The following is a 19,711-nucleotide window of genomic DNA, read 5'->3' on the forward strand; positions in this document are numbered from 1 at the left end:
GACTTACTCCGTGTAGTGGAGGAATGCAGCGCCACGCATACCGCCTGCGTCACCGTGGCGTGCCTGTTCAATTCGCGGCACCGCAGCAACCGGCAGCAGATATTTCGGCAGGCGCTCCGGCAGCTGGGCGTAGATATCGCTAAAGTTAGACAATCCTCCGCCAATCACCACCAGATGAGGGTCAATTGAGGTCAATAAATTACCAAGGCAGGCCGCCAGCAGCTCAAGGAAACGGTCAACGTGCTCGATGGCCTGCTCGTCACCCTGGCGGTAGCGAGAGATAATCTCTTTCGCCTCCAGCGGCTCTCCATAGAAATGCTTCCACAGCCAGGCAAAACCGCGCCCGGAGAGGTAGTTCTCGATACAGCCGTTTTTACCGCAGCCGCAGCGGGTGAAGGGAATGTCGCGCCCGAGGATTTCCAGCGCGTCCACCGGCAGGCGAGTGTGGCCGAATTCCCCGGTAATGTAGCTGCGGCCAGTAACCGATTTGCCGTTAATGATAATCCCGCCGCCGACGCCCGTGCCGAGGATCAGCCCCATCACCACCGGATAGTTGAGAAATTCGTCGTCCCAGGCTTCGGAGAGCGTAAAGCAGTTGGCGTCGTTGTCGATGCGCACGTCGCGCTCGAGCATGGCGCTGAGGTCTGCGCGGAGCGGCTTGCCGCTGGCGGCAGGAACGTTAGCGGCGTAAAGCGTGCCGTCATCGGTTTCCGGCATACCGGGAATACCAATGCCTACGGAGCCTCGGCAGTTAAACTTCTCGTCGGCCTGCGCCACCAGCCCGACCACCGCGTCGAGGAAATTTTCATAACTGTCGTGAGGAGTAGCAACCCGGGCTTCCCATAGTAAACGCCGCTGCCGGTCATAAACGCCGAGTGCAATCTTAGTGCCGCCGATATCGAATCCGTAATACATTGCTGCTCCCCAGAAGTTAGTTAATTTTTATTGTCCGCTTAGCACCCTTGCCGGATCGATGTTGCTTGCGCGCCGTGCCGGGTACCAGCTTGCCAGAAGGCTAAGAACCAGCGCCGTCACCAGGACGTAAACCACGTCCTGCCAGTGCAGCTCAGAAGGTAAGAAATCAATGAAATAAATATCACCGGACAGGAAATGGTGCCCGATGAGCTTTTCAATTACGCCAATGATGTTGGTCAGCTGCCATGAGGCCAGCACGCCGACCACTACGCCGCTGACGCTGCCCAGCAGCCCGGCCAGCAGCCCGTACCAGACAAAGATAGCGCGAATCAGGCCGTCTTTAGCCCCCAACGTTCGCAGCACAGCGATGTCGCTGCTCTTGTCTTTCACCGCCATCACCAGCGTGGAGACGATGTTGAAGCAGGCCACGCCAATCACCAGCACCATCGCAAGGTACATGATGGCGCGGATCATCTGAATGTCGCGGTACATATAGCCGTAGGTATCAATCCAGCTGCTGATGCGCACGTAGGAGTTGGTTGCCAGCCCCGCGTCGCGCACCAGCTGCCGGGCGTTAAAGACGTCGTTAACCTTGATGGAGATGCCGGTAACGCTGTCCCCCATATCCAGATAGCCCTGAGCGTCCTGCAGCGGCACCATCGCCAGGCTGTGATCGAGCTGGCCGCTCAACGCGAGAATACCGGCAATTTGTAACCTGACGCGCTTGGGCTGCATCAGCTTAGTGCCGCCGTCGTTATTGGGGATCATGATCGATACCCAGTCGCCCTGCTTCACCTTGAGCGCGTCCGCCACGCCTTTACCCATGATGATTTGCTGCTGCCCGGCCTTAAAGTTCGCCCAGGCATTATTCTGCACATATTGTGGCAACGCGCTCAGCTGCGTTTCCTGAACCGGATCGACGCCTTTTACCTCAATGGCGCGCAGATTTGCCCCGCTTTCCACCAGCCCGGTAAAACGAATATACGGCGCGGCGGCCACAATGCCTTTCACGCCCTCGACTTCGGGTAACGCCCGCTGCCAGTTTGCAAAGGGCTGGTTCATCGGCTCTATGTCACCGTGGGGAACCACGGCGAGAATGCGGTTTTTCAGCTCGCGCTCGAAGCCGTTCATCGCGCTCAGGCCGACGATCAGCACCGCCACGCCCAGCGCGATACCGAGCGTGGAGATCACCGAAATCAGCGAAACCATGCCGCTGCGGCGTCGCCCGCGACTAAACCGCAGGCCAATCAATAAAGACAGGGGCGAAGCCATTACTGCGCTCCCATCAAGGTCAGCTCGTGGGTCAGGCGGCCATCGCGCATTTCCAGCTGGCGGGACATACGCTTAGCCAGCTGCAGGTCATGAGTGACGACCAGGAAAGCGGTGCCCTGGCGCACGTTCAGCTCGCCCAGCAGCTCGAAAATACTGTCGGCATTGCGCGCATCCAGGTTACCGGTCGGCTCATCCGCCAGCACCAGGCGCGGATTATTCACCAGCGCACGGGCAATCGCCACGCGCTGACGCTCCCCGCCGGACAGCTCAGAAGGACGGTGGTTGCTGCGGTGATCCAGGCCAACGGCGGCCAGCATCTCCAGCGCACGCTGCTGCACCTCTTCCTGCTTTTTCTTGCCGATAAGCAGCGGCATCGCCACGTTTTCCAGCGCGGTAAAGTCCGGCAGCAGATGGTGGAACTGGTAAATAAAGCCCAGCTCGCGGTTACGCAGCTCCGCTTTTGCCGCCGAAGAGAGCTTGCTCATTGCCTGGCCGTTGAACACCACGTCGCCGGAGGTTGGCGTGTCCAGCCCGCCCAGCAGGTGCAGCAAGGTACTTTTGCCGGAGCCGGAGCTGCCGACTATCGCCATCAGTTCGCCCGCGTTGATGCTGAAGCTGACATCGTGCAGCACATCCGTTTGCACCTTGCCTTCCTGATAGCGTTTGCACAGGTTGTCACACTGCAACAGGACAGAATTACTCATAACGTAAAGCCTCAGCGGGTTGGGTCGCGGCGGCGCGCCACGAAGGGTAAAGCGTGGAGAGCAGAGCAATGGCCATCGCCACAATGGCAATCACCACAACCTGTAACGGCTCGATAGCGACCGGCAGGGCCGCGCCATCAAGCAGAATGCCGATGATCGGCATTAAATTATTCAGCTGGCTGGCAAGCAGCGCACCCAGCAGGGCACCCAGCAGGGCACCAATCACGCCAGCGCCTGCGCCCTGAACCATAAACACCGTCATGATCTGGCGGCGAGTCAGCCCCTGGGTTTGCAGAATAGCCACTTCGCCCTGCTTCTCCATCACCAGCAGGCCGAGAGAGGTAATGATGTTAAACGCGGCGACGGCAACAATCAGGCTAAGCAGCAGCCCCATCATATTTTTCTCCATGCGCACGGCCTGGAACAGCTCGCCTTTGCGCTCGCGCCAGTCTTTCCACTCGGTGCCCTGCGGCAGCGTTTGGCTACTCAGCACATCAACCTTGAGCGGCTCGGCCAGCCACAGACGCCAGCCGGTGATATTGCCCGCCGGGTAGCGCATCAGGCGCGAGGCATCCTGCTGGTTAACCAGCATCTGGTAGCCGTCCACTTCGCTGTTTGCCGCGAAGGTGCCAATCACGTTGAACAGGCGCTGGCTCGGCAGGCGCCCCATCGGCGTGAACTGGCTGGCTGACGGCACCATGATACGGATGGTTTCGCCGCGCTTAACGCCCAGCGACACGGCAAGCTGCTCACCGAGGATGACGTTGTACTGCCCGGCCACCAGGTCGGCCTGCTTGACGTTGATCAGGTACGGAGAGAGCGGATCTTTTTCGTCCGGCTGCACGCCAAGCATCACGCCCACACCAACGCTGCGGGCGCTTTGCAGCACCACGTCACCGGTTGTCAGCGGCGCAATACGCGTCACGCCCTGAAGCTTCAGGGAGTCTGAGGGAAGTTGTTGAGGGTTGATGGAGCCGGACGGCGAGGTGATCAACGCCTGCGGCATCAGCCCCAGGATGTTGTTTTGCAGCTCGCGCTCGAAGCCATTCATGACCGAAAGAACCGTGACCAGCGCCATCACCCCAAGGGTGATGCCAATCGTCGACAGCCAGGAGACGAAGCGGCCGAAGCGGTCCGCTGCTCGCCCACGCATATAGCGCAGGCCTATAAATAACGCGACAGGTTGATACATGAAGTCCGTCTTGTTGCGGGTTGCCTAAGCAGAGATCCGGGAAGTATACGACACCTCCCCGGCCAAATGAATTCACCAGCCCAATTTATTCGTCTGGTTTCTTAAGCGCCTGCAACTTTTCCTAAATTTACCTAATCACATGCAAAAACAGATAATTGAGGTCGTGCTCGCCCCAAAATGACACCAGGATAACAGGCCAATCTTTACTGGAGCCCGTAACGACGTGGATATGGCATGAAGAAAAAGCAACTCTGGATCAACCAAATCAAAGGATTATGCATTTGCCTGGTGGTTATCTACCATTCGGTGATCACTTTCTACCCTCACCTCACGGCTCCCGGGCCAGGCCTCAATCAGTACGTCGCTAAGCTGTGGGTTTACCTCAATCTCTATCTCGCCCCCTTCCGTATGCCGGTGTTCTTCTTTATCTCTGGCTACCTGATCACCCGTTATATTAACGAGGTCAGGTGGCGCGACAGCGTGGACAAGCGGCTGTGGAGTATTTTCTACGTGCTGCTGCTGTGGGGCCTGATTCAATGGGTCGCCCTTACGCACCTCAACCAGTGGCTGGCGCCGGATATTGATCGCAACCCGGCGTCGAACGCCGCCTACGCGGACTCACTCGGGCAGTTCGCCATCAGCATGGCGAAGGCGAGCACCAGCCTGTGGTATCTCTACGCCCTGCTGGTTTACTTTATTCTGTTTAAGGCGCTGCGCCGCTACCGCATCCCGGTGATAGTTCTGCTGATGAGCATCAACCTTCTCATCGCCTTTGTACCGCTGCCTTGGTGGGGACTGAACAGCGTGGCACGGAACATGGTGTATTACGGCCTCGGCGCATGGTTTGGCCCTTTGCTGATGGCCTGGATGAAGGACTTCCGCTTTTCGCAACATCCGTTTATCTGCGCCGCCGTAGCCCCAGGCTCGCTGGCGCTTTATTTTGTGAACGTGCCGCTGGTGATTTCGCTGGTGTCGATCGTGGTCATCCTGCGCGTGTTCTATCTGCTGAACGGCTGGCGCGAAGCACGTGAAGACGGCTTTCTTAACGTTGTCGGCTCCAACACCATCGCCATCTATACCACGCACCGCATTTTGATTGAGGCCTTAAGCCTTGTGACGCTGGCCAAAATCAACAGCGGCGAGCTTTCCGACACGCTGGTGCTGGCGATTCTGCTGGTCTATCCGTTTGTCAGCCTCGGCATTTGTACTCTGGCCGGCCTCGGCTTCCGCAGGCTCTCCGTCGCCCTGTTCGGCGATCTGTTTTTCTCTCCGCCCGCACAGATCGCCACCCGTTCCTGAGCATAAACAGCCTGCTACAGCAGGCTGCTTTTTTAACTTCGAAGCTTACGGTAAGCCCAATATGCGACGATCAGCACGCCACTCCCCGCGCTCAATGCCACACAGAATCCCGCTTTAGCCCCGTAGCTATCGACAACCATGCCGGACACGGCGGCCCCGATAGCCACGCCGACGTTTAACCCCGAAAGCAGCCACGTCAGCCCTTCGGTCAGACTCCTCTCAGGCACAATCTGCTCCACCAGCGACATCGCCACAATCATCGTCGGTGAGAAAAACAGCCCTGCAAAGAGCACCGCCGCCGTCAATGAGGTTACGCCGCTTACCATTAACAGCGGAAGCGTGGTCACCGCCGTAGCAAATCCTCCCAGCAGTAACAGTTTGTACAACGGCACACGAAGCTTTAACGCGCCGAACAGCAGGCCTGCAAGGCATGAAGCAAAAGCATAAGCGGATAAAACGAGGCTCGCCGCAGCGGGTTTCCCCAGTGCATTAGCAAATGCAACGCTGACGATATCTACCGTCCCCACGATAATCCCCATCGCGATCATCAGCAGGCTTAAAAGACGCACGTTTGCCAGCCTGATAACCGCAGTGCCTCGTGTTTGCTCAGGCAACAACACCTCAAGCGGCGGTTCACTTTTTCGCTGCATAACAAAGGTGCCTACCCCAACGGCGAGAAACAGCGCCGCGGCAATCAGCCCGGCCTGAGGGAAAACGGCTACGCAAAGCCCAACGGAAAGGGGCGGCCCCACAATAAAGGTTACTTCATCAAATACCGCCTCCAGTGAATAAGCGGTCTGGATCTGCGGTTCGCCGCGATAGATAGCGCTCCAGCGAGCCCGGACCATTGCCGACATGCTGGGCATAAAACCGATCAGCAAGGCCCCCAAGAACAGAGTTGCGTCCGGCAAACGCCAGTGGCTGGCGGTCAACAACAGCAGCATACCGACGAGAGCAATCCCGCTGGCAAGCGGCAATATTCTGCTTTGCCCGAAGCGATCCACCAGGCGCGAGGTCTGAGGAGACAGCAGCGCGTAGGTCAGCACGAAGGTCGCGGCAACTGCTCCCGCCAGGGTAAAGCTACCGTGCAACTGAGACAAAAGCGTAATAATGCCAATGCCGATCATCGGCAAAGGAAGCCTTGCCAGCAGGCCTGCAAGTGCAAACCCTCGAGTCCCTGATGCGGCAAAAAGCTGCCGATAAGCCTGAATCATTGTTTTCTCCTTTAGCGTCTTTGCTTGCCTCAACCTGACTGCATCGCAATAATACATACACGTCGTATGAATAAAGCGTATATTCATACGAGATGAATGTAAATAATCATACGAACTGAATGTAAGAGGTAAGAATGGTTCGTCGAACCCGCGCAGATAAGGTAAGAAACTCGCGCCACGCTGCTGGCAGGCCTTATGCAGCCGGGCATCATCGCTAAAATCGATCCTCAGGCGCTGACCTCATTGCTCTACGGTAGGCTGGCAGAGTCGGCATTCTGGATAGCCGAGGGCGACAGCGCGGCGCGTCTGGAACAAGCCGTTGCCGGACTTGAATTACTGCTGCGCGGGTTGCTTATACAAAGCGATCGAGGATAATAATATCCAACTGCTTATCAATGGCTCGCGCACCGTTTGCCTTCAGGCTGACGGAACAACCTACGAGATCCTGACGCTTTCTATGCCTGAACAATATCGCTATTCCTTACCCGTAAAAGCCGCAGAACAACGTCTGCTGGGCGAGCTGACCGGCTCTGCCTGCGCCACCGAAGTGGCTGAAATCGTTGAACGTCATAGCGGCCCGGTGGTACTGATTGCCCCCGACATGCAGAACGCGCTGCGGCTGCACGATGAAATCACCCAGTTCACCGACAACCTGGTCGTCAATCTCGCCGACTGGGAAACGCTGCCGTACGACAGCTTCTCGCCGCATCAGGAAATCATTTCGTCGCGCCTGTCCACGCTTTACCAGCTGCCAACCATGCAGCGCGGCGTGCTGATCATGCCGGTGAATACGCTGATGCAGCGCGTTTGCCCGCACAGCTACCTGCACGGCCACGCGCTGGTGATGAAAAAAGGCCAGCGTCTGTCGCGGGATAACCTGCGCGCGCAGCTGGAACAGGCGGGCTACCGCAGCGTCGATCAGGTGATGGAGCACGGCGAGTTTGCCACCCGTGGCGCGCTGCTCGATCTCTACCCGATGGGCAGCAGCCAGCCGTACCGTATCGATTTCTTTGACGATGAAATCGACAGCCTGCGCGTCTTTGACGTGGATTCTCAGCGCACGCTGGAAGAGGTTGAAGCCATCAACCTGCTGCCGGCGCACGAATTCCCGACCGACAAAAACGCCATTGAGCTGTTCCGCAGCCAGTGGCGCGACAGGTTCGACGTCAAGCGCGATGCCGAACATATCTATCAGCAGGTCAGCAAAGGCACGCTACCCGCCGGGATCGAATACTGGCAGCCGCTGTTCTTTAGCGAACCGCTGCCAACGCTGTTTAGCTATTTCCCGGCCAACACGCTGCTGGTGAATACCGGCGACCTTGAGGCCAGCGCGGAACGCTTCTGGCTGGACGCCAACGCCCGCTTTGAAAATCGCGGTGTTGACCCGATGCGCCCTCTTCTGCCGCCGGAAGATCTGTGGCTGAAAACCGATTCGCTGTTTAGCGAGCTAAAAGCCTGGCCGCGCGTACAGCTCAAAACGGACTCGCTGCCGAAGAAAGCCGCCAACGTGAACCTGGGTTACCAGGCGCTGCCCGATCTGGCCGTTCAGGCACAGCAAAAAGCCCCGCTGGACAGCCTGCGTAAGTTCCTCGAGTCCTTTACCGGGCCGGTGATTTTCTCGGTCGAAAGCGAAGGTCGCCGCGAAGCTTTGGGCGAACTGCTGGGGCGCATTAAAGTCGCGCCAAAACGCATCTACCGCCTGGAGGAAGCCGAAGGCAACGGCCGCTATCTGACGATCGGCGCCAGCGAGCACGGCTTTATCGATACCCTGCGCAACCGGGCGCTGATTTGCGAGAGCGATCTGCTGGGCGAACGCGTCAGCCGCCGTCGTCAGGACAGTCGCCGCACCATCAACCCGGACACGTTGATCCGTAACCTGGCGGAGCTGCATGCAGGCCAGCCGGTGGTCCACCTTGAGCACGGCGTTGGCCGCTATGCAGGGCTGACCACGCTTGAAGCCGGTGGCATTACCGCCGAATACCTGATGCTGACCTACGCGGGCGACGCCAAACTTTATGTGCCGGTCTCGTCTCTGCACCTGATCAGCCGCTACGCCGGTGGGGCGGATGAGAACGCGCCGCTGCATAAGCTTGGCAGCGATGCCTGGTCCCGCGCCCGCCAGAAGGCGGCGGAGAAAGTTCGCGACGTCGCCGCCGAACTGCTTGATATCTATGCGATGCGCGCCGCCAAAGAGGGCTTTGCCTTCAAGCATGACCGCGAGCAGTACCAGCTGTTCTGCGACAGCTTCCCGTTTGAAACTACGCCGGACCAGGCGCAGGCCATTAACGCCGTGCTGAGCGATATGTGCCGCCCGCTGGCGATGGACAGGCTGGTCTGCGGCGACGTGGGCTTTGGTAAAACCGAAGTTGCGATGCGCGCCGCGTTCCTCGCGGTAGAGAACAACAAGCAGGTCGCGGTGCTGGTGCCGACCACCCTGCTGGCTCAGCAGCACTACGACAACTTCCGCGACCGCTTCGCCAACTGGCCGGTGCGCATTGAAATGCTCTCCCGCTTCCGCAGCGCCAAAGAGCAGACGCAGATTCTGGAGCAGGCAAGCGAAGGGAAAATCGACATTCTTATCGGCACCCACAAGCTGCTGCAGGCCGACGTGAAGTGGCGCGACCTGGGGCTGCTGATTGTCGACGAAGAGCACCGCTTCGGCGTGCGCCACAAAGAACGTATTAAGGCGATGCGCGCCGACGTGGATATCCTGACGCTGACCGCAACGCCGATTCCGCGAACCCTGAATATGGCGATGAGCGGCATGCGCGATCTGTCGATTATCGCCACGCCACCGGCCCGCCGCCTGGCGGTGAAAACCTTCGTACGCGAATACGACAGCCTGGTGGTGCGCGAGGCTATCCTGCGTGAAGTGCTGCGCGGCGGCCAGGTTTACTACCTCTTTAACGACGTCGAAAATATCCAGAAAGCCGCCGACAAGCTGGCCGAGCTGGTGCCGGAAGCGCGGGTTGCTATCGGCCACGGCCAGATGCGCGAGCGCGAGCTGGAGCGGGTGATGAACGACTTCCACCACCAGCGTTTTAACGTGCTGGTGTGTACCACCATCATCGAAACCGGGATCGACATTCCGACCGCCAATACCATCATCATCGAGCGGGCCGACCACTTTGGCCTCGCGCAGCTTCACCAGCTTCGCGGCCGCGTCGGGCGTTCTCACCACCAGGCCTATGCCTGGCTGCTGACGCCGCATCCTAAATCCATGACCACCGACGCGCAAAAACGCCTGGAGGCCATTGCCTCGCTGGAGGATCTTGGCGCGGGCTTTGCGCTGGCAACTCACGACCTCGAAATCCGTGGCGCGGGTGAGCTGCTGGGCGAAGATCAGAGCGGGCAGATGGAAACCATCGGCTTCTCGCTGTACATGGAGCTGCTGGAAAACGCCGTTGACGCGCTGAAAGAAGGCCGCGAGCCGTCGCTGGAAGATCTCACCAACAGCCAGACGGAAGTTGAGCTACGTATGCCAGCCCTGCTGCCGGATGATTTTATTCCGGACGTGAATACCCGTCTGTCGTTCTACAAGCGTATAGCCAGTGCAAAAGGCGAGCACGAGCTGGACGAGCTAAAAGTGGAGCTGATCGACCGCTTTGGCATTCTGCCGGATGCGGCTCGCAATCTGCTGGATATCGCCGCGCTGCGCCAGCAGGCTCAAAAGCTTGGCGTACGTAAGATTGAGGGCAATGAAAAAGGCGGCACCATCGAGTTCGCGGAGAAAAACCACGTTGATCCGGTGTGGCTGATTGGCCTGCTGCAGAAGCAGCCACAGCATTACCGCCTTGACGGACCTACCCGGCTGAAGTTCTTCCAGGATCTCGGCGACAGAAAAACACGCATGGAGTGGGTGCGTAACTTTATGAACAGCCTGGCGGAAAACGCTGCGGCCTGACCCTTCTGCGCCTTACCGCCCGGTAAGGCGCAACTTTCTGTGACATTTACACATTCTTTGCAATCCCCAGGACTTCCCGACACGCCGGTCACCGATAATTGGCGTTAGTCTGTCCACTAAAATTAACCATTAAAAATACAGGGTTTTGCTATGTTTGCATTGCGTTCTTTCTCTTTCCGCCGCTGGTTTGCCGCCGCAGCCTTACTGGGCGCGACGGCCATGGCGCTGCCCGCAAGCGCTAACGACTACCCTCTTCCTGCCGCCAATAGCCGCCTGATAGGCAAAAATATGTTCCATCAGGTCGCTAACGACGGCGGTTCGCTGGAGGCGATAGCGAAAAAATATAACGTCGGTTTCCTGGCTTTGCTGCAGGCCAATCCCGGCGTAGATCCTTACGTGCCGCGAGCCGGTAGCGTACTGACCATTCCACGCCAGATGCTGCTGCCGGACGTGCCGCGCGAAGGCATCGTGATTAACCTTGCCGAGCTGCGCCTCTATTACTTCCCGGTCGGGCAAAACAAAGTCACCGTTTACCCGATAGGCATTGGCCAGCTAGGCGGCGATACGCTGACCCCGACGATGGTGACCAAAATTTCTGATAAACGAGCGAACCCAACCTGGACGCCAACGGCCAATATTCGCGCACGTTACCTGGCGCAGGGCATCAAACTCCCGGCCGTGGTTCCTGCCGGGCCGGATAACCCTATGGGCCACCACGCAATTCGCCTCGCGGCATTTGGCGGCGTTTACCTGCTGCACGGCACCAACGCGGACTTTGGCATTGGCATGCGCGTCAGCTCCGGCTGCATCCGCCTGCGCGACGGCGACATCAAGGCGCTGTTTAACAAAGTGCCCGTCGGGACGTCGGTACGCATCATCAATACGCCAATCAAAGCCTCCGTTGAGCCAGACGGCTCGCGCCTGGTAGAAGTTCACCAGCCGCTGTCCAAAGCAATTGATGACGATCCTAAAGTCCTGCCGATTGTGCTGAACGAGCAGATGAAACAGTTCCGTGACGCACCCAAAACGGATGCCCAGGTGATGGAGCAGGCCATGGAGCACCGTTCCGGGATGCCGATTAACGTCAATGCTCATGCGGCTGACCAGCCGATAAACGAAATCTGAGGTCAGGATTTACGCATAAAAAAGCCCTGTCTTGCGACAGGGCTTGAACCAGATGACAACTCCATTCTTACCTCTGCTTTCATCTTAAAAACCAGGAAAATCAATTCATTGATTTTCGGCTGATAACCACAAAGAAGGAAAAACCACGCTTTTTCCTTCTTTGTTTAAAAAAAAGGCCCTGTCTTGCGACAGGGCCTTTTGCTTGCAGTGGCATATAACGAATAAGGGCAAACGTTTATGAGGGTTAACGTCTGGCTTATTTATAGATGACGGCAGTACCGTGCAGGGTGTTCGGACCGTTAACGGAGGTAATACGGAACGATTTGGCGCCCATTGCATCGGCCTTCGCGGCCAACTGTTCTTCCAGGGAAGAGAGGTTGCTGCCCGCATCGGCGCTGATAGTGCCGACTTTTTGCTGGCCGGCAGGCGTAGCGGAGACTTCAACAGCCGCAAAGCTTGCAAATGAGAGTGAGCTAATAACGGCGGCAGCGAACAGAGTTGTTAAGGTTTTCATGTTTTGTGTCCTGTGCAGGTGATTTTGGGGTCGTCAAACTTAATTAGTTAACGATCGATAACAAAATCATAAACGTGATCTACATCACGCGTCAACATGTTTTTATAACGACCGTTAAGTAATTAAAAAAAGCGCTATTTTTCATCGTGATAAGAAATAATTATTTTTCATAACATGGCGCTGGCTACCGCCGCCGATTGTTTTTATAATGAGCGTTCACTAATTAGACAGAGGTTAAACGGCAGGTATGGCAACCGAGACATTAAGTTGCAGTAAAAAAAGCCGTGGCCGTCCAAAAGTGTTTGACAGGGAAGCAGCACTCGACAAGGCCATGACACTCTTCTGGCAGCATGGCTATGAAGCAACATCCATGGCGCATCTGGTAGAAGCCACCGGGGCAAAAGCACCTACCCTCTACGCGGAGTTCAGCAACAAAGAGGGACTTTTCCGCGCGGTGCTGGATCGCTACATCGCGCGCTTTGCGGCAAAACATGAAGCCTGTCTGTTCTGCGAAGATCAGACCCTGGAAGCCGCTCTGGAGAATTATCTCTCGGCGTTAGCGCAATGCTTTACAGATAAAAGCACCCCGTCCGGCTGCTTTATCATCTGCACCTCATCGGTGCTGGCGGCCTCGTCGGTAGACATCGCCGAGACGATAAAAGCCCGGCATGCGGTGCAGGAGCAGACGCTGGTGCGCTTTCTCGACGTTCGCCAGCAAAAGGGTGAAATTCCGGCCGAGCGCAACATTCGCTGTCTGGCAAAGTACCTGTGCTGCATTATTCAGGGGATGTCGGTCAGCGCCCGCGAGAACGCCAGCTATGAAGAGTTAATGCAGATTGTGAAAACGACGGTGATGCTGATGCCGCAGCTGAAGAAGATCTGACGGAGGGGCGGCCAATGGCCGCCCTTTTTGCTAACGAACTCGCCCTTTCGCCCAATAGGCCATAAAGTTAATCGCCTCATGCTCAACGCCGCGCTCGCCGATCAAATGGCGGCGCAGCAGCTTAACCACCGTCGACTCCGCCGCCACCCAGCCGTAAAACTCGTTGCTGCCGGTCGTCGCTTTATCCCACAGCAGCTCGTCCTCTGTCTCTTCCTGAACGGCCTCAGAGTGGCCGCTTTCCGGCACTCTCGCCTGCAATTTCACCGCCCGAATCAGGCATTCACCGTGGCTCGCAGAGGTGGTCTTACGCGGCAGCCAGTTGATCTCGGCGAAGCCATAGGCGCTTAAGTCCACGCAGTCGCCCTCTTCCGGAACCTCGAGAAAGGCCTGGACCCTGGGAGGCTGATCCTGACGCGCGAGCATTTCCAGAATACCGCGTGCCGCAGGTAGCGCGGTCTCATCGGCAATAATCAGCGCATTACGTAACCCGGCTGGCGGCGTCCATTCATAGCCGCCGCTGTCTTCAGAATAAGCGGCGTTAGGCGCAACGATCTGGATAGCGTCGCCAGGTACTGAATTAATCGCCCATGCGGAGGCAGGGCCTTCGGTGCCGTGGCTGACAAACTCCACCGTCACTTCCTGACGGGCAGGATCGACATGGCGCAGCGTATAAGTGCGGATCACCGGGCGCTTCTCTTTCGGCATTCCCTGAGCAATCTGGTACCACTGCCCTTCGGCGGGCAGCGCCGGCGGCGTCCCGTCCTCGGACGGAAACAGCATTTTAATGCGCTGATCCGGCGAGTCGCATTTCATCTGCGCCACCTCCGGCCCGCTAAACACCAGGCTCAGCAGCGAAGGTGAAACGGCCGTTTTTCGCGCCAGTTGAACGTTAAACAGACGGTAGCCCTGAACTCCAGCCATAACTTTTCCTTACGCTTAAATTGCAGAATGACGTGAACGGTGGCGGCTGCGCCAGATAAAGCCAGACACCACGGTAAATAACACGGCGGCTAAAAAGGCCACCATAATCAGCGCAGCTTCAGCGCCGGTTTTCGACACCAGCGGCACCAGCATGGCGCAAAGCCCGTAGCCAAGAGTGTGGCTGGTGGCAACCCAGCCTGCCCCTGCTCCGTCGGCAAGTTTGTCGTTCAGCAGCAGCTGATACGCGGGCGTCGCCAGAGCGGCTCCAAATGACAGCGCCGCGCAGCCAACGTAAAAAAGCCATAGCTGAACAGAAATCATCATTGCCAGGCCGCAGATCATCAGCGCCCCGGCGCTTAACAGCAGCGCCATCGGCGTCAGGCGCTGAGGCCGAAGAACCCCAAACTGGGCGGCCAGGGAAGCAACAGCCGCAAAGCTTAGCAGCCACGCCACCTGATGGCTGATAGCGGCGGTATCCGTTGAAAACTGCCGGGCGAGCGCCGGAGATAGCCCCAGCTGCATCAGGCTTACCGAGGCAGAAAGCAGCAGAGCGCAGAGTAAATAGGGTATGCAGTCGGGGCGAAGACGAGCGCTTTTACGCTCCGCAGCAGGCTGCGGCGGCGTTCCTGGTAAACGCAATAACATCACCAGAGCGAGCAAAGGTGCCACCATCAGCAGCCCCAGCGGGGCGAGCGGGTGGATAGCCAACATACCCGCCGCGCAAAGCGGGCCGAACAGACGGCCGCTGCTTAGCCCGGAGCTGATGGTCGCCAGGGCCGCCATGCGCTTCCCCTCACCTGCCCGCTGCAGCGCCCAGACCTGGCAGGCCGGCACCATCGCCGAGACGGTCAGGCCATAAATAATTCTCGCAACGATCAATATGCCGAGCCCGACGACGCCCGAGACGGTATGCGTTGCCAGCAGCAGGCTGCCAAGCCCCAGCAGCGTGAAGCTTGCGCCATATCCCGCCAGCGCCCACAGCACCACCGGTTTACTCCCCATTCGCGCTATCTGCTTCCCCCACCATGGCGACGACGGCAAAAACAGCATCGACCCGAGGGTCAGCAGAGCCGCCCAGACCGAGAGGCTAAGATTTGTCTGCATTACCAGCACCGGGATCGCCACCAGCAGGCCATTTTGCCCGACGCCAAGCAGACCGGCGCTCAGCGCAAGTGGCCAACAAGAAAGGGATTTTTGCGGCGAAGCCGCCAGTTCAAGAGATGTCACGATGTTGCTAATCCGTGGGGTTGTTGTGCGTATTTGTAAAATTTATTTTATCTATTCTAACAATTGTTATTGATAATGAGAAACGTTATCGGCAGAATTCGCATTATCATAACGCGTGGAAACTGTTTGATGATGACTTTGCCAAATAAAACTCTGGCCTGGGATGTGGCCGCGCAGTGCTTCCTCAATTCCCTTGTCCGTGAAACCAACGACTGGCGACTGACCGAAAGCCAGCCAGCCGAACTGATCATCCCCCTGGGCGAACAACAGGCGCTCCACTTTAAAGTGGCCTATTTCTCACCTACCCAGCATCACCGCTTTGAATTTCCGGCTCGCCTGGTCAACGCCACCGGCAGCCAGCCGGTCGATTTCGCCACCCTTTCCCAGTTAATCGTCGATAAACTCCAGCACCAGCAGATGCTGCCGGCTACCGGCTGTGAGGCTTTTTATCAGCGCGTAATGGAGAGTCATGCCCATACGCAGCAGGCTATTGAAGCCCGCCATGACTGGAACGGACTGCGCGAAAAAGCCCTGAACTTTGGCGAAGCAGAGCAGGCGCTGTTGGTGGGACATGCTTTCCATCCGGCGCCAAAATCCCACGAGCCGTTTAACCAGCAGGAAGCTGAACGCTATCTGCCTGACTTTGCCCCACACTTCCCGCTGCGCTGGTTCGCCGTGGATAAAGGCTATCTGGCGGGTGAAAGCCTGCACCTCACGCTGCAGCAGCGCCTGACGCGCTTTGCCGCTGAAAATGCGCCGCAGCTGCTAAGTGAACTTACAGATAACCACTGGCTCTTCCCGCTGCATCCCTGGCAGGCAGGCTATCTGCTGGAGCAGGAGTGGTGCCAGCAGCTGGTCGCTAAAGGGCTGGTGAAAGATTTAGGCGAAGCCGGCGCGCCATGGCTGCCGACGACCTCTTCGCGCTCGCTCTACTGCGCCACCAGCCGCGACATGATCAAATTCTCCCTGAGCGTGCGCCTGACCAACTCCGTCCGCACCCTGTCGGTGAAAGAAGTTAAACGCGGGATGCGTCTTGCTCGTCTGGCGCAAACTGACCGCTGGCAAACGCTTCAGGCCCGCTTCCCGAGCTTCCGCGTAATGCAGGAAGACGGCTGGGCCGGGCTGCGCGACCTGCACGGCAACATCATGGAAGAGAGCCTGTTTGCCCTGCGCGAAAACCTGCTGGTTGAGCAGCCGCAGAGCCAGACTAACGTCCTGGTTTCCCTGACGCAGTCTGCCCCGGACGGGGGGGATTCGCTGCTGGTTGCCGCCGTTAAGCGTCTGAGCCAGCGCCTTGGGATCACGCCAAAACAGGCGGCACACGCCTGGATCGATGCCTATTGCCTGCAGGTGCTGAAGCCGCTGTTCACCGCCGAGGCGGATTACGGACTGGTCCTCCTGGCGCACCAGCAAAACATTCTGGTGGAGATGCAGCAGGATCTGCCGGTGGGTCTCATCTACCGCGACTGCCAGGGCAGCGCCTTTATGCCTCACGCCGCGGGCTGGCTCGACATGATTGGCGAAGCGCAGGCGGAGAACGTCTTCACCCGCGAGCAGCTGCTGCGCTACTTCCCTTACTACCTGCTGGTGAACTCCACGTTCGCCGTCACAGCTGCGCTTGGCGCCGCCGGGATGGATAGCGAAACAGCCCTGATGGGCCGGGTACGCGATGCGCTTAGCGCCCTGCGCGATGAGGTTACGCATAAAGACTGCCTCGACTACGTGCTGGAAAGCCCGAGCTGGAACGTGAAGGGTAACTTCTTCTGCTATCTGCACGACCACAACGAAAACACCATCGTCGATCCCTCGGTTATTTACTTCGACTTTGTAAATCCGCTGCAGGCTCAGGAGGGCTGAATGTTTCAGGCATCTATTGTTCACGGCGGGCATGGGCTGCGCTGCGAAAAACTCGGTAAATCCCTGAACATGAGCTGGAGCCAGGACGGCGGTGCCGTGCTGAACTGGCCGGGGGAATTGCCAGCGGACTGGCTGCGTGACGCGCTGGATCAGATGTTTGTTGCCGCGCCGCAGCTTTCCTCCATCGTGCTGCCCTACGCCCAGTGGCGTGAAGAGCCGCAGGCTCTGGTGCTGTTCGATCTGCTGAAAAGCGACATCGTTCACCGCGCAAGCTTCTGGCAACTGCCGCTGTGGTTAAGCACGCCGGCTAAGCCCGCCTCAGGCGAGATGGTGTTTGACGCAGAACGTGAGCTCTATTTCCCGCTGCGCCCTGCCCGTCCGTCAGGCGAGGTTTACCGCCGCTATGATCCGCGCGTACGTAAGACGTTGAGCTTCCGCGTGGCCGACCCGGCGCTGGATGCAGAACGGTTTACCCGCTGGATGAACGATCCCCGCGTGGACTATTTCTGGGAGCAAAGCGGCTCGCTGGAGGTACAAACCGCTTACCTGGAGCGCCAGCTCACCGGCAAACACGCTTTCCCGCTGATCGGCTGCTTTGACGACCAGCCGTTCAGCTACTTCGAAATTTACTGGGCGGCAGAAGACCGCATTGGCCGCCATTATGCCTGGCAGCCGTTCGATCGCGGCCTGCATCTGCTGGTTGGCGAGCAGCAGTGGCGCGGCGCGCACTATGTTCAAAGCTGGCTGCGCGGGCTGACCCACTACTTGCTGCTGGACGAGCCGCGCACGCAGCGTACCGTGCTGGAGCCGCGGGCTGATAATCAGCGCCTGTTCCGCCATCTGGAGCCTGCGGGCTACGCGACGCTTAAGGAGTTTGATTTCCCGCACAAGCGCTCGCGCCTGGTCATGGCTGACCGCCACAACTTCTTTAGCAAGGTAGGTCTGTAATGAATCGCAAGGATTGGGATTTTGTTAACCGCCAGCTGGTGGCAAAAATGCTGGCTGAGCTGGAGTACGAGCGGGTATTTCAGGCCGAGTCTCTGGGGGATAACCGCTACTGCATCAGCTTAGCGGGAGCGGAGTGGCACTTTCGCGCAGAGCGCGGCATCTGGGGCTGGCTGTGGATTGATGCGAAGACGCTGCGCTGCGCGGACGAACCTGTCTTAGCCCAGACGCTGCTGATGCAGCTGAAGCCGGTACTGTCGATCAGCGACGCCACCGTTGCCGAGCATATGCAGGATCTGTACGCCACCCTGCTGGGCGACCTGCAGCTGCTGAAGGCCCGTCGCGGGCTGAGCGCCGACAACCTTATCGACCTCGACCCTGACCGCCTGCAGTGCCTGCTTAGCGGCCACCCAAAATTCGCCTTTAACAAGGGCCGTCGCGGCTGGGGTAAAGAGGCGCTGGAGCGCTATGCGCCAGAATACGCCAACACCTTCCGCCTGCACTGGCTGGCGGTGAAGCGCGACCATATGGTCTGGCGCTGCGACAGCGAGCTGGATATCCAGCAGCTTCTTGCCGCCGCCATGGACGAGCAGGAGCTTGCCCGTTTCCATCAGGTCTGGCAGCAGAGTGGCCTCAACGACGGCTGGCTTCCGCTGCCGGTGCATCCCTGGCAGTGGCAGCAGAAAATCGCGCTCGATTTCGTGGCCGATCTCGCCGAAGGAAAGATGGTCTCGCTGGGCGAGTTTGGCGACCAGTGGCTGGCCCAGCAGTCGCTGCGCACGCTCACCAACGTCAGCCGTCAGGGTGGTTTAGACATCAAGCTTCCGCTGACGATCTACAACACCTCCTGCTATCGCGGGATCCCGGGCAAGTACATTGCCGCCGGTCCCCTGGCGTCTCGCTGGCTGCAAAACGTCTTCGAAACGGACAGCACGCTGGTGAAAACCGGGGCAGTGATCCTCGGCGAGCCGGCGGCGGGCTACGTCTCCCATGAAGGTTACGCCGCGCTGGCTCAGGCCCCCTATCGCTACCAGGAGATGCTCGGCGTTATCTGGCGCGAGAACCCGAGCCGCTGGCTGAAACCGGACGAAACGCCCATCCTGATGGCTACCCTGATGGAGTGCGACGAAAACAATCAGCCGCTGATAGGGGCCTATATCGCCCGCTCAGGTCTGGATGCAGAAGCCTGGCTGACGCAGATGTTCCGCGTGGTTGTCGTCCCGCTGTATCACCTGCTATGCCGCTACGGCGTCGCGCTGATTGCCCACGGACAAAACATTACGCTCGCGATGAAGGGCGGCGTACCGCAGCGCGTGCTGCTGAAGGATTTTCAGGGCGATATGCGCCTGGTGAAGGATGAGTTCCCGGAGATGGACTCCCTGCCTCAGGAAGTGCGGGACGTCACCGCCCGCCTGAGCGCCGATTATTTAATTCATGATTTGCAGACCGGCCATTTTGTGACGGTGCTGCGTTTTGTTTCGCCGCTCATGGCTCGCCTTGGCGTACCGGAGAGACGTTTTTATCAGCTGCTGGCAGCAGTGTTGAGTGATTACATGCAGGAACACCCGCAAATGACGGCGCGTTTTGCGCTTTTCTCACTCTTTAAGCCACTCATTATCCGCGTAGTGCTGAACCCGGTAAAACTGACCTGGCCCGACCAGGACGGCGGCAGCCGCATGCTGCCAAATTACCTTGAGGATCTGCAAAATCCGCTGTGGCTGGTAACCAGGGACTGAATG

Annotated in this window: 16 protein-coding genes; 8 read left to right on the forward strand and 8 right to left on the reverse strand. The window is 58.4% G+C overall.

Going from position 1 to position 19,711, the window contains the following annotated elements; all coding sequences use genetic code 11:
* Nucleotides 1–3: 3 nt before the first annotated feature.
* From nagK to lolC, 4 genes are read right to left on the reverse strand one after another with little or no spacing between them, the layout of a single operon-like run.
* Entirely contained in the window at nucleotides 4–915 is a 912-nt protein-coding gene (gene nagK, locus EL098_RS13585) for an N-acetylglucosamine kinase (RefSeq protein ID WP_126356759.1), read from the reverse strand.
* Nucleotides 916–942: 27 nt separating this feature from the next.
* Nucleotides 943–2,187, reverse strand: coding sequence for a lipoprotein-releasing ABC transporter permease subunit LolE (lolE, locus tag EL098_RS13590; RefSeq protein ID WP_126356760.1), 1,245 nt, complete (start codon nucleotides 2,185–2,187; stop codon nucleotides 943–945).
* Nucleotides 2,187–2,891, reverse strand: a complete 705-nt coding sequence (lolD, locus tag EL098_RS13595; protein WP_126356761.1) for a lipoprotein-releasing ABC transporter ATP-binding protein LolD — start codon at nucleotides 2,889–2,891, stop codon at nucleotides 2,187–2,189. Before lolD ends, lolE begins: the two co-directional genes overlap by 1 nt.
* Nucleotides 2,884–4,083 carry a lipoprotein-releasing ABC transporter permease subunit LolC gene (gene lolC, locus EL098_RS13600; protein WP_126356762.1) on the reverse strand — a complete coding sequence of 400 codons (1,200 nt, stop codon included), beginning with the start codon at nucleotides 4,081–4,083 and terminating at the stop codon, nucleotides 2,884–2,886. Before lolC ends, lolD begins: the two co-directional genes overlap by 8 nt.
* 234 nt (nucleotides 4,084–4,317) lie before the next feature.
* On the opposite strand from lolC, the gene EL098_RS13605 reads away from it, so the two are divergent.
* Nucleotides 4,318–5,382 carry an acyltransferase family protein gene (locus EL098_RS13605; protein WP_126356763.1) on the forward strand — a complete coding sequence of 355 codons (1,065 nt, stop codon included), beginning with the start codon at nucleotides 4,318–4,320 and terminating at the stop codon, nucleotides 5,380–5,382.
* 32 nt (nucleotides 5,383–5,414) lie between these two features.
* Here EL098_RS13605 and EL098_RS13610 read toward each other — a convergent pair whose 3' ends face one another.
* Nucleotides 5,415–6,596 (reverse strand): MFS transporter, encoded by a 1,182-nt coding sequence (locus tag EL098_RS13610; RefSeq protein ID WP_126356764.1) that lies wholly within the window; start codon nucleotides 6,594–6,596, stop codon nucleotides 5,415–5,417.
* A gap of 195 nt (nucleotides 6,597–6,791) precedes the next feature.
* On the opposite strand from EL098_RS13610, the gene EL098_RS13615 reads away from it, so the two are divergent.
* From EL098_RS13615 to ldtC, 3 genes are all read left to right on the forward strand, one after another.
* The gene (locus EL098_RS13615; protein WP_126356765.1) at nucleotides 6,792–6,971 is read left to right on the forward strand and encodes a hypothetical protein; all 180 of its coding nucleotides are present in this window, start codon (nucleotides 6,792–6,794) and stop codon (nucleotides 6,969–6,971) included.
* Nucleotides 6,972–7,053: 82 nt separating this feature from the next.
* Nucleotides 7,054–10,500 (forward strand): transcription-repair coupling factor, encoded by a 3,447-nt coding sequence (mfd, locus tag EL098_RS13620; RefSeq protein ID WP_126356766.1) that lies wholly within the window; start codon nucleotides 7,054–7,056, stop codon nucleotides 10,498–10,500.
* A gap of 150 nt (nucleotides 10,501–10,650) precedes the next feature.
* The gene (gene ldtC / locus EL098_RS13625) at nucleotides 10,651–11,625 is read left to right on the forward strand and encodes a L,D-transpeptidase LdtC (protein ID WP_126356767.1); all 975 of its coding nucleotides are present in this window, start codon (nucleotides 10,651–10,653) and stop codon (nucleotides 11,623–11,625) included.
* Nucleotides 11,626–11,881: 256 nt separating this feature from the next.
* Here ldtC and bhsA read toward each other — a convergent pair whose 3' ends face one another.
* Nucleotides 11,882–12,139 carry a multiple stress resistance protein BhsA gene (gene bhsA / locus EL098_RS13630; RefSeq protein WP_039291989.1) on the reverse strand — a complete coding sequence of 86 codons (258 nt, stop codon included), beginning with the start codon at nucleotides 12,137–12,139 and terminating at the stop codon, nucleotides 11,882–11,884.
* A gap of 247 nt (nucleotides 12,140–12,386) precedes the next feature.
* Here bhsA and EL098_RS13635 point away from each other — a divergent pair, with 247 nt between their 5' ends.
* A complete protein-coding gene (locus EL098_RS13635; RefSeq protein ID WP_126356768.1) occupies nucleotides 12,387–13,022 on the forward strand; it encodes a TetR/AcrR family transcriptional regulator in 636 nt (211 codons plus the stop codon).
* 30 nt (nucleotides 13,023–13,052) lie between these two features.
* Here the strand turns inward: EL098_RS13635 and EL098_RS13640 are convergent, their stop codons facing one another.
* Both EL098_RS13640 and EL098_RS13645 read right to left on the reverse strand, forming a co-directional pair.
* Entirely contained in the window at nucleotides 13,053–13,943 is an 891-nt protein-coding gene (locus EL098_RS13640; RefSeq protein WP_126356769.1) for a siderophore-interacting protein, read from the reverse strand.
* Nucleotides 13,944–13,958: 15 nt separating this feature from the next.
* The gene (locus tag EL098_RS13645) at nucleotides 13,959–15,170 is read right to left on the reverse strand and encodes an MFS transporter (protein ID WP_126356770.1); all 1,212 of its coding nucleotides are present in this window, start codon (nucleotides 15,168–15,170) and stop codon (nucleotides 13,959–13,961) included.
* A 132-nt stretch (nucleotides 15,171–15,302) separates the two neighbouring features.
* On the opposite strand from EL098_RS13645, the gene iucA reads away from it, so the two are divergent.
* Genes iucA through iucC form a run of 3 tightly spaced genes read left to right on the forward strand, consistent with a single transcriptional unit; the run spans nucleotide 15,303 to nucleotide 19,708 of the window.
* On the forward strand, nucleotides 15,303–17,027 hold the full coding sequence (iucA, locus tag EL098_RS13650) for an aerobactin synthase IucA (protein WP_126358449.1): 1,725 nt from the start codon (nucleotides 15,303–15,305) through the stop codon (nucleotides 17,025–17,027).
* Nucleotides 17,028–17,975, forward strand: a complete 948-nt coding sequence (gene iucB, locus EL098_RS13655) for a GNAT family N-acetyltransferase (RefSeq protein WP_126356771.1) — start codon at nucleotides 17,028–17,030, stop codon at nucleotides 17,973–17,975. It begins immediately after the preceding gene.
* Nucleotides 17,975–19,708 (forward strand): aerobactin synthase IucC, encoded by a 1,734-nt coding sequence (gene iucC, locus EL098_RS13660; RefSeq protein WP_126356772.1) that lies wholly within the window; start codon nucleotides 17,975–17,977, stop codon nucleotides 19,706–19,708. Before iucB ends, iucC begins: the two co-directional genes overlap by 1 nt.
* Nucleotides 19,709–19,711: the final 3 nt, after the last annotated feature.

It is taken from the genome of Cedecea lapagei (assembly GCF_900635955.1).
In the GTDB taxonomy this organism is placed as follows: Bacteria; Pseudomonadota; Gammaproteobacteria; order Enterobacterales; family Enterobacteriaceae; genus Cedecea; species Cedecea lapagei.

Excerpts from the sequence above, each read along its gene's own strand:
- nagK (WP_126356759.1), bottom strand. The coding sequence starts at position 915 with ATGTATTACGGATTCGATATCGGCGGCACTAAGATTGCACTCGGCGTT.
- lolE (WP_126356760.1), bottom strand. The coding sequence starts at position 2,187 with ATGGCTTCGCCCCTGTCTTTATTGATTGGCCTGCGGTTTAGTCGCGGG.
- lolD (WP_126356761.1), bottom strand. The coding sequence starts at position 2,891 with ATGAGTAATTCTGTCCTGTTGCAGTGTGACAACCTGTGCAAACGCTAT.
- lolC (WP_126356762.1), bottom strand. The coding sequence starts at position 4,083 with ATGTATCAACCTGTCGCGTTATTTATAGGCCTGCGCTATATGCGTGGG.
- EL098_RS13605 (WP_126356763.1), top strand. The coding sequence starts at position 4,318 with ATGAAGAAAAAGCAACTCTGGATCAACCAAATCAAAGGATTATGCATT.
- EL098_RS13610 (WP_126356764.1), bottom strand. The coding sequence starts at position 6,596 with ATGATTCAGGCTTATCGGCAGCTTTTTGCCGCATCAGGGACTCGAGGG.
- EL098_RS13615 (WP_126356765.1), top strand. The coding sequence starts at position 6,792 with ATGCAGCCGGGCATCATCGCTAAAATCGATCCTCAGGCGCTGACCTCA.
- mfd (WP_126356766.1), top strand. The coding sequence starts at position 7,054 with ATGCCTGAACAATATCGCTATTCCTTACCCGTAAAAGCCGCAGAACAA.
- ldtC (WP_126356767.1), top strand. The coding sequence starts at position 10,651 with ATGTTTGCATTGCGTTCTTTCTCTTTCCGCCGCTGGTTTGCCGCCGCA.
- bhsA (WP_039291989.1), bottom strand. The coding sequence starts at position 12,139 with ATGAAAACCTTAACAACTCTGTTCGCTGCCGCCGTTATTAGCTCACTC.
- EL098_RS13635 (WP_126356768.1), top strand. The coding sequence starts at position 12,387 with ATGGCAACCGAGACATTAAGTTGCAGTAAAAAAAGCCGTGGCCGTCCA.
- EL098_RS13640 (WP_126356769.1), bottom strand. The coding sequence starts at position 13,943 with ATGGCTGGAGTTCAGGGCTACCGTCTGTTTAACGTTCAACTGGCGCGA.
- iucA (WP_126358449.1), top strand. The coding sequence starts at position 15,303 with ATGACTTTGCCAAATAAAACTCTGGCCTGGGATGTGGCCGCGCAGTGC.
- iucB (WP_126356771.1), top strand. The coding sequence starts at position 17,028 with ATGTTTCAGGCATCTATTGTTCACGGCGGGCATGGGCTGCGCTGCGAA.
- iucC (WP_126356772.1), top strand. The coding sequence starts at position 17,975 with ATGAATCGCAAGGATTGGGATTTTGTTAACCGCCAGCTGGTGGCAAAA.